The sequence below is a fragment of the Micromonospora sp. NPDC051296 genome (assembly GCF_040682255.1).
Classification (GTDB): Bacteria; Actinomycetota; Actinomycetes; order Mycobacteriales; family Micromonosporaceae; genus Micromonospora; species Micromonospora craterilacus.
Map to the genome: position 1 here is coordinate 1 of NZ_JBFBAO010000338.1, position 7,608 is coordinate 7,608.

The window sequence follows — 7,608 nt, forward strand, 5'->3', positions numbered from 1 at the left end:
CCTCAGCGGTCAGCGAGAAGCCGAAGACGTCGGCGTTGGCCCGGATCCGCTCCGGGGTCACTGACTTGGGGATCGCCACGGTCTCGTGGTCGATGTGCCAACGCAGCACCACCTGGGCCGGCGAGACGTTGTGCGCGCCGGCGATCCGGGTCAACACCGGGTCGGACAGGTCGCTGGTCTTGAACGGGCTGTAGCCCTCCAGCACCACCCCGCGGTCGCGGTGCTCGGCGTGCCGCTGCCGGTCGTACAGGAACGGGCTCCACCGGATCTGGTTGACCGCCGGGTTCTCCTCGGTCGCCTGGATCAGCTCGTCGATCTGCCCGGTGCCGAAGTTGCTCACCCCCACCGCCCGGGCCAGGCCCGTGTCGCGGGCGGCGAGCATCTCCCGCCAGGCCGGGATCAGGTCGCCGGGCTCGCTCGGCGGCCAGTGCAACAACCACAGGTCGACGTGGTCGACGCCGAGGGCACGCAGGCTCGCCTCGATCGTCTCCCGTTCCCGGCCGACCCGCTCGGGCGGCAGCTTGGTGGTGATGAAGACGTCCTCCCGGCGCAGCCCGCTCTCGCGTACGGCCCGGCCGACCTCCTCCTCGTTGCCGTACATGGTGGCGGTGTCGATGTGCCGGTAGCCGGCGTCGAGCGCGGCGAGCACGGCCCTGAAGCCGGCCTCGCCGGTGGCCTGCCAGGTGCCGAACCCGAGCAGGGGAATCCGGACGTCGCCGGGGAGGACGGCGGTGGGGTGGTCAGCGTGGTCCATACCGACCGTTTTACCCCCAATGACCCCTGCCACGCCGAGGTTCGGGTGGGTCCACCTGCCCGGCGACCGGGCGTGCCGGGCCGGTTTGCCGGAGAATGCGGGTGTGGCTGACCGGCTGGAGGAGTACCGGCGCAAGCGGAACGCGGCGCGTACCCCGGAGCCGGTGCCGGCCGAGCGACCCCGCCGGCGGCGGGCCACCGGAGACCGGGCCCGGTTCGTCATCCAGCAGCACCACGCCCGCAGCCTGCACTGGGACCTGCGGCTGGAGCACGACGGGGTGCTCGCCTCCTGGGCGGTGCCGCGCGGGCTGCCCCGCGAGCCCGGCCGCAACCACCTCGCCGTGCACACCGAGGACCACCCGATGGAGTACCTCGACTTCTCCGGCGAGATCCCGGCCGGCGAGTACGGCGGCGGGCGGATGACCATCCACGACCAGGGCACCTACCGCTGCGAGAAGTGGCAGGACCGCGAGGTGGTGGTGGAGCTGCACGGCGCGCGGACCGCCGGGCGGTACGTGCTGTTCGCCACCGGCAGCCGGGACGGCCGGAACGGCCGGGACTGGATGGTGCGCCGCACCGACCCGGCCCCGCCGGACTGGACCAGCATGCCGGAGCTGGTCGAGCCGATGCACCCCACTCCGACCGGCCGGCTCCCCGCCGACCAGGCGAACTGGGGGTACGAGCTGCGCTGGGACGGCGTACGGGCGATGGCGTACGTCTCGGGTGGGCGGCTGCGGCTGCTATCCGGCACGGGCGAGGAGATCACCGGGACGTACCCGTGGCTGCGCCCGATGGCCGAGGCGCTGGCCCCGACCGAGGCGGTGCTGGACGGCGTCCTGGTCCGCATCGACCGAGCCGGTCGGGTCCGGCCGGCCCGCGGCGGGCGGGCCACCGCCGACGCCCAGTACCTGCTCGTCGACCTGCTCTGGCTGGAGGGAATGAACAGCATCGACCTGCCGTACCCGCAGCGCCGGGAGCTGCTCGACGGTCTGGCGCTGGCCGGACCGCACTGGCAGACTCCGCCGTGGTTTCCCGGCACCGGTGCCGAGGCCCTGCGCACCGCGCGTGAGCAGGGGCTGCCCGGGGTGGTGGCGAAGCGGTTGGACTCGGTCTACCAGCCGGGGCGGCGCAGCCCGGCGTGGCGCAGCGTCGACGCGAGCTGAGACGGCGAGGAGCATCGTGTACCTGACCCACCTGGAGTGCCCGCGCTGCGGACGGGAGCACGACGCCGGCGTACCGCAGAACCTCTGCGAGTGCGGCTCCCCACTGCTGGCCCGCTACGACCTGGCCGCGGTGGCCCGGATGGTCGAGCCGGAGCGGTTCGGGTTGCGCCCGGCCGACCTGTGGCGCTACCGGGAGCTGCTGCCGGTGGCCGACCCGCACTGCGTCACCACCCTCGGCGAGGGGTGGACGCCGATGCTGCGCGCCCCGGCGTACGGCGCCGAGATCGGCGTCGACGAGTTGCTGGTCAAGGACGAGGGGCTCACCCCGACCGGCTCGTTCAAGGCGCGCGGGGCGGCGGTGGGCGTGAGCCGGGCCCGGGAGCTGGGCATCCGGCGCATCGCCATGCCGACCAACGGCAACGCGGGCGCCGCGTGGGCCACCTACGCGGCCCGGGCCGGGCTGGGCGCGACGATCGCGATGCCGCTGGACGCACCGAGCATCTGCCGCCGCGAGTGCGTGGCCGCCGGCGCCGACCTGCGCCTGGTCGACGGCCTGATCAGCGACGCCGGGCGCCGGGTCGCCGCGCTCGTCGCGGCCTCCGCCGGCACCATCTTCGACGCCGGTACGCTGCGCGAGCCGTACCGCCTGGAAGGCAAGAAGACGATGGGGTACGAGATCGTCGAGCAGTTGGGCTGGCAGGTGCCCGACGTGATCGTCTACCCCACCGGCGGCGGGGTGGGGCTGATCGGCATCCACAAGGCCCTCGACGAGCTGCGGGAACTGGGCTGGGTCGAGGACAAGCTGCCCCGACTGGTGGCGGTGCAGTCCACCGGCTGCGCACCGATCGTGCGCGCGTTCGCCGCCGGGGAGGACCGGGCCCAGCCGTGGATGGACGCACACACGGTGGCGTACGGCATCACCGTTCCGGCGCCGCTCGGCGACGAGCTGATCCTGACCGCGCTGCGGGCCACCGCCGGCACCGCGATCGCGGTGGACGACGCCGAGATCCTCACCGACCTGCGGAACTTCGCCGCCCGGGAGGGGCTGCTGCTCTGCCCGGAGGGGGCGGCCTGCCTGACCGCCGCCCGGAAGCTGCGGGCCGGCGGGTGGATCCGCGCCGGCGAGCGGGTGGTGGTGCTCAACACCGGGGCGGGCGTGAAGTACCCGGAGACGGTGGACGTCTCCGGCGTACCGGTCTTCCCGAGCTGACTGCGACAGGTGGTCAGGCGGTCGGGGGTTCGTCCTGGCCGGCGGCCTCGGCCGCGTCGGCCTCCTCCTTGGTCCGGTGCACCGCCTGATCGGCGTGCTCGGGCGGGCCGTAGACGGTGTAGAGCACCAGCGGGTTCGGCCCGGTGTTGACGAAGTTGTGCCGGGTACCGGCCGGCACCACCACCAGGTCTCCCTGCACGACCTCGCGCCGTTCGCCGGCCACGCGGGCCTCGCCGGTGCCGCTGACGAAGGTGAGGATCTGGTCGATGCCCTCGTGGACCTCCTCGCCGATCTCGCCGCCGGCCGGGATGGTCATGATGACCAACTGGGTACGCTGCCCGGTCCACAGCACGCGCCGGAAGTCCGGGCTCTTCTCGGCGACGGTCGCGATAGTGAAGTGCTCCATGTCAGTCACATACCCCGTCGCGGGCCGGCACACGCCGGGAATCGCAAATGGTGGAATTGGCCACGGTTCGAGGGTTTGGAGCACCGCCGAGCGGGGATCGACACGACCGACCGGGAGTGTCCGGTCACGCCAGGTCCCCGCTGACGTACCGCCGTACGGCTGCGGTGGTGGGAGACGGCCGAGCGCGGCGACGTTTCGATCCTCGGGTCGAACGGCGCCGCGCGCTCGCGCGCGGGCCGACTCCGCTCGCGCCCGGGGTCGTGCCGGAGGTGTGCGGCCACAGGGGCGTCAGGCGAGCACGGCCAGGTGGAACGGCCGGTCGGCGGACGCCCCGGCGCTGTCGAAGGTGGTCACGAAGACCGCGTTCGGGATGCCGGTACGGCCGGCGACCGCGATCTGCCCGGCCGGCGCTAGGCCGGTGCTGCCGGGCAGGCCGACGGTGCCGACGCAACTGGCACCGGTCACGTCCTGGTCGAAGACGACCTGGTACATCCCGGTGCGCAGCCGGTTGGCCGTCGCCGCGCCCAGCCCTCGGACCAGGTCACCGTCGGCGCTGACCACTGCGAACAACACTCTCGCGGTCAGTGGCATACCGACGCCGGAGCAGTTGGTGTGCTCGGCGTCGGCGCGGGCCGTGGCCTCGTCTCCCGGCGCCGGCTGCGCCGCCCATCTGCTCCTGGCTCGCGCGCTGGACATCGGACTCCTCCAGTCGGCCGGCCGGCCCTTGGCGTGTTGAGTTGGCTGTGGCGCCTTGAAGGGGGATCAGCGACGATCGGTACCTAAAGGGGGATCAGCACCCTTTGTGCATCGAACGTATGTCGCGTTCCCGGCCGGCAGCCAGGCGTACGGCTGTCCGATCAAGGACAGTCGATCCTTCGATCATGCCGTTGACCTGCGGCGGAGCGAGACCGCGCATGGTTCTCAATCGTCATCGTCGGGCTCCAGCCAGGGCACGCCGGCCACGCAGCGCACCTTCAGCTCGTCATCGCCACGAGGGCCGACGAACTTCACCTCGGCATCGTCGTCCGGGCCACGGTCGACGTCGTCCACCTGGTAGCCCTGGTGCGCGTACCAGTACACCAGGTACACCCCGCCGGGTACGCACTCCGCCACCACCCCGCCACCACGGGTGGCGAAACTGCGCCGGTTGCCGGGCTCGGCGGTCGGGCTGGCCGGTGCCGCCGTCGGGACCGGCGGGCCGGACGTCGGGACGCCCGGCGACGTGGCCGGGGCGGTCGGCGCCGGTTCGGCCAGCGCGCGGGCGATCTCCTCCTGGCTGCGAACGCCGCCCGGGGTACCGGTGAGGCTCTCCCCGACCAGGCGGATCGCGGCGACTCCGATCAGGGTGGCGAGGACCGCGGTGGCCAGCCACCCGGCGACGGCGAGGATCGTACGACGGCCCATCACCCGACTATCCCCGATCGCGGGTTGGGGCGACCTTCGGGCAACGCTAAGGGAGGGTTAACGAGCCCGGCCGGCCCGCGTCGCCGGGGATACCCTGCCTGCTGTGGCCCGCCTGCTGCTCATCGAGGACGACCTGACCATCCGTACCCCGCTGGTGCGGGCGCTGCGCGAGCGGGGACACGCGGTGGCGGCGGCCTCCACCGCGATGACCGGGCTGCGCGACGCGCTCGACGACCGCCCCGACCTGGTCGTGCTCGACCTCGGGCTGCCCGATCTGGACGGCCGCGAGCTGCTGCGGATGCTGCGGGCGGTCAGCGCGGTGCCGGTCATCGTCGCCACCGCCCGGGACGACGAGCGGGAGATCGTCCGGGTGCTCGACGCCGGGGCCGACGACTACGTGGTCAAGCCGTTCACCGCCGCCCAACTCGACGCTCGGGTCCGGGCGGTGCTGCGCCGCGGGCCTAGCGGGCCGACCGGCGAGGATCCGACCGTGGTGGTCGGCGGACTACGGATCGACCCCCGGTCGCGGCAGGTCAGCCTCGACGGCGAGCCGGTCGAGCTGACGCCCCGCGAGTTCGACCTGCTGCGGCACCTGGCCACCCGGGTCGGCGAAGTGGTGACCAAACGCGAGCTGCTGACCGAGGTGTGGCAGATCCCGTACGGCGGGGCGGACAAGACCGTCGACGTGCACCTGTCCTGGCTGCGCCGCAAGCTCGGCGAGAGCGCCCAGCAGCCGCGCTACCTGCACACCGTGCGCGGGGTCGGGGTGCGGCTGGTCTCCCCGGAGGTCGGCGGGTGAGGGCGCGGCTGGCGCTGCTGGTCGCCGCGGTCAGCGTGCTCATCGTGATCGCCTTTCTGGTGCCGCTGGCGTTGCTGCTGCGTACCGCCGCCGAGGACCGGGTGACCGTACGGGCCACCGCCGACGCGCAGAGCCTTGCCCCGGTGGTCGGCACCGCCGACACGGACACCATCCGGCTGACCGTCGAGCAGCTCGCCGCGGAGTCCGGCCGGCCGGTCAGCGTGTTCCTGCCCGACGGCACCGTGCTCGGCTCACGCAGCCCGGTCACGCCGGCGGTGGCGTTGGCCGGACGGGGGCAGAGCCTCACCGCCGAGACGGCCGACGGTCGGGAGGTGGTGATCGCGGTGCAGGGCCGAGCCGACGGCACGGCGGTCATCCGCACCGTCGTGCCGTACGCCGAGATGACCACCGGAGTGGGCCGGGCCTGGCTGGTGCTCGCCCTGCTCGGGGTGTTGCTGGTGCTGATCGGTCTGGCCGTGGCCGACCGGCTGGCCCGCACCCTGGTTCGCCCCATCGGCGAGCTGTCGGCGGTGTCGCACCGGCTGGCCAACGCCGAACTGGACGCGCGGGTGGACCCGGCGGGCCCGGCGGAGCTGCGCGAGGTGGGCGGGGCGCTGAACCACCTGGCGGGCCGGATCCAGGAGCTGCTCGTGCAGGAGCGGGAGCAGGTGGCCGATCTGTCGCACCGGCTGCGGACTCCGGTGACGGCGCTGCGCCTGGAGGCCGAGTCGCTGCGCGACCCGCAGGACGCGGCCCGGGTCACCGAGGCGGTGGACGGGCTGGAGCGGGCGGTGACCGGGCTGATCCGGCAGGCCCGCTGGCGTACCCCCGCCGCCGGCGCGGTGGTCACCGACGCCGTGGTGACGGTGGCCGACCGGGTGGCCTTCTGGTCGGTGCTGGCCGAGGACACCGGCCGCTCGGTCGACCTCGACCTGGCACCGGGCCCGCTGCCGGTCGGGGTACCGGCCGATGAGCTGGCGGCGGCGGTGGACGCGCTGCTCGGCAACGTCTTCGCGCACACCCCGGACGGCACCCCCTTCGCCGTGCGGCTGGCACCCGCCGGCGATCAGGTGGTGCTGACCGTGGCTGACGAGGGCCCCGGCATCTCGGCGGACTCGGTGCGCCGGGGCACCAGCCAGGCCGGGTCGACCGGCCTCGGGCTGGACATCGCCCACCGGGCGGCCCAGGCCAGCGGCGGCCGGCTGGAACTGGGCGAGCGGCCCGGTGGCGGGGCCGAGGTGCTGCTCCGACTCGGCCCGCCACGGGCCTGACCCCAGCCCGGAACCACAGCGCGGACGGCTTAACCCGGCCTTAGTGTTCGGACAGCGCGCTGCTATCGCGCCGGCACCGATCCTCATTGCAACAACCGAGGAGAGGTGGAGACGATGAAGCGCAACCCCCTGATCATGGCGTCGGTCGGTGGCGCGGCGGCGGTGCTCGCGGCGGCCGGGGTGTTCCTGGGTATCACGGCGGCCGACAACGACCGGGCCGGGCAGACCACCCTGACCTCCGCGACCAGCGACCCGACGACGATCGGCGTCCCGGATGACGACGCCACGCCGGACGACAGCGGCACCTTCGGCACGCCGGGCGACCCGACCAACCTCCCGGCCGAGCCGAGCAACGTCCCGGCCAACCCGGGCGGTGCCCCGGCCGCGCCGGGCAGTGGCGCGCCCGGCAGTGGCGCCGACGTGGTGAGCCTGAAGCGGGCCGGCGAGATCGCCCTGGCGCACGTCGGGGGCGGCCGGATCACCGAGATCGAGCGGGACCGGGAGCACGGCCGGCCGGTCTGGGAGGTCGAGATCATCAAGGGCGGCACCGAGCACGAGATCGACATCGACCGGGAGACCGGCGCGGTGGTCAAGGCCGAGCA

Annotated in this window: 9 protein-coding genes; 5 read left to right on the forward strand and 4 right to left on the reverse strand. The window is 73.8% G+C overall.

Translation table 11 applies throughout. From position 1 onward, the window contains the following. On the reverse strand, positions 1–754 hold a 754-nt coding region (locus AB0M52_RS26990), incomplete at its 3' end, for an aldo/keto reductase (RefSeq protein WP_363959221.1). A gap of 103 nt (positions 755–857) precedes the next feature. On the opposite strand from AB0M52_RS26990, the gene AB0M52_RS26995 reads away from it, so the two are divergent. Both AB0M52_RS26995 and AB0M52_RS27000 read left to right on the forward strand, forming a co-directional pair. Next, positions 858–1,916, forward strand: a complete 1,059-nt coding sequence (locus tag AB0M52_RS26995; RefSeq protein WP_363959224.1) for a DNA polymerase ligase N-terminal domain-containing protein — start codon at positions 858–860, stop codon at positions 1,914–1,916. Positions 1,917–1,932: 16 nt separating this feature from the next. Then, on the forward strand, positions 1,933–3,126 hold the full coding sequence (locus AB0M52_RS27000) for a threonine synthase (RefSeq protein WP_363959226.1): 1,194 nt from the start codon (positions 1,933–1,935) through the stop codon (positions 3,124–3,126). A 13-nt stretch (positions 3,127–3,139) separates the two neighbouring features. Here the strand turns inward: AB0M52_RS27000 and AB0M52_RS27005 are convergent, their stop codons facing one another. The 3 genes from AB0M52_RS27005 to AB0M52_RS27015 all read right to left on the reverse strand — a co-directional run bounded on the left by AB0M52_RS27005 (position 3,140) and on the right by AB0M52_RS27015 (position 4,936). Further along, a complete protein-coding gene (locus AB0M52_RS27005) occupies positions 3,140–3,532 on the reverse strand; it encodes a cupin domain-containing protein (protein ID WP_363959229.1) in 393 nt (130 codons plus the stop codon). A 288-nt stretch (positions 3,533–3,820) separates the two neighbouring features. After that, positions 3,821–4,228 (reverse strand): hypothetical protein, encoded by a 408-nt coding sequence (locus AB0M52_RS27010; protein ID WP_363959231.1) that lies wholly within the window; start codon positions 4,226–4,228, stop codon positions 3,821–3,823. Positions 4,229–4,453: 225 nt separating this feature from the next. Then, entirely contained in the window at positions 4,454–4,936 is a 483-nt protein-coding gene (locus tag AB0M52_RS27015) for a septum formation initiator (RefSeq protein ID WP_363959233.1), read from the reverse strand. 103 nt (positions 4,937–5,039) lie between these two features. On the opposite strand from AB0M52_RS27015, the gene AB0M52_RS27020 reads away from it, so the two are divergent. The 3 genes from AB0M52_RS27020 to AB0M52_RS27030 all read left to right on the forward strand — a co-directional run. Beyond that, the gene (locus AB0M52_RS27020; protein ID WP_363959235.1) at positions 5,040–5,735 is read left to right on the forward strand and encodes a response regulator transcription factor; all 696 of its coding nucleotides are present in this window, start codon (positions 5,040–5,042) and stop codon (positions 5,733–5,735) included. Beyond that, positions 5,732–7,006, forward strand: coding sequence for a HAMP domain-containing sensor histidine kinase (locus AB0M52_RS27025; RefSeq protein WP_363959237.1), 1,275 nt, complete (start codon positions 5,732–5,734; stop codon positions 7,004–7,006). Before AB0M52_RS27020 ends, AB0M52_RS27025 begins: the two co-directional genes overlap by 4 nt. Positions 7,007–7,120: 114 nt before the next feature. Then, the coding region (locus AB0M52_RS27030; protein ID WP_363959239.1) for a PepSY domain-containing protein at positions 7,121–7,608 on the forward strand (488 nt) is incomplete at its 3' end.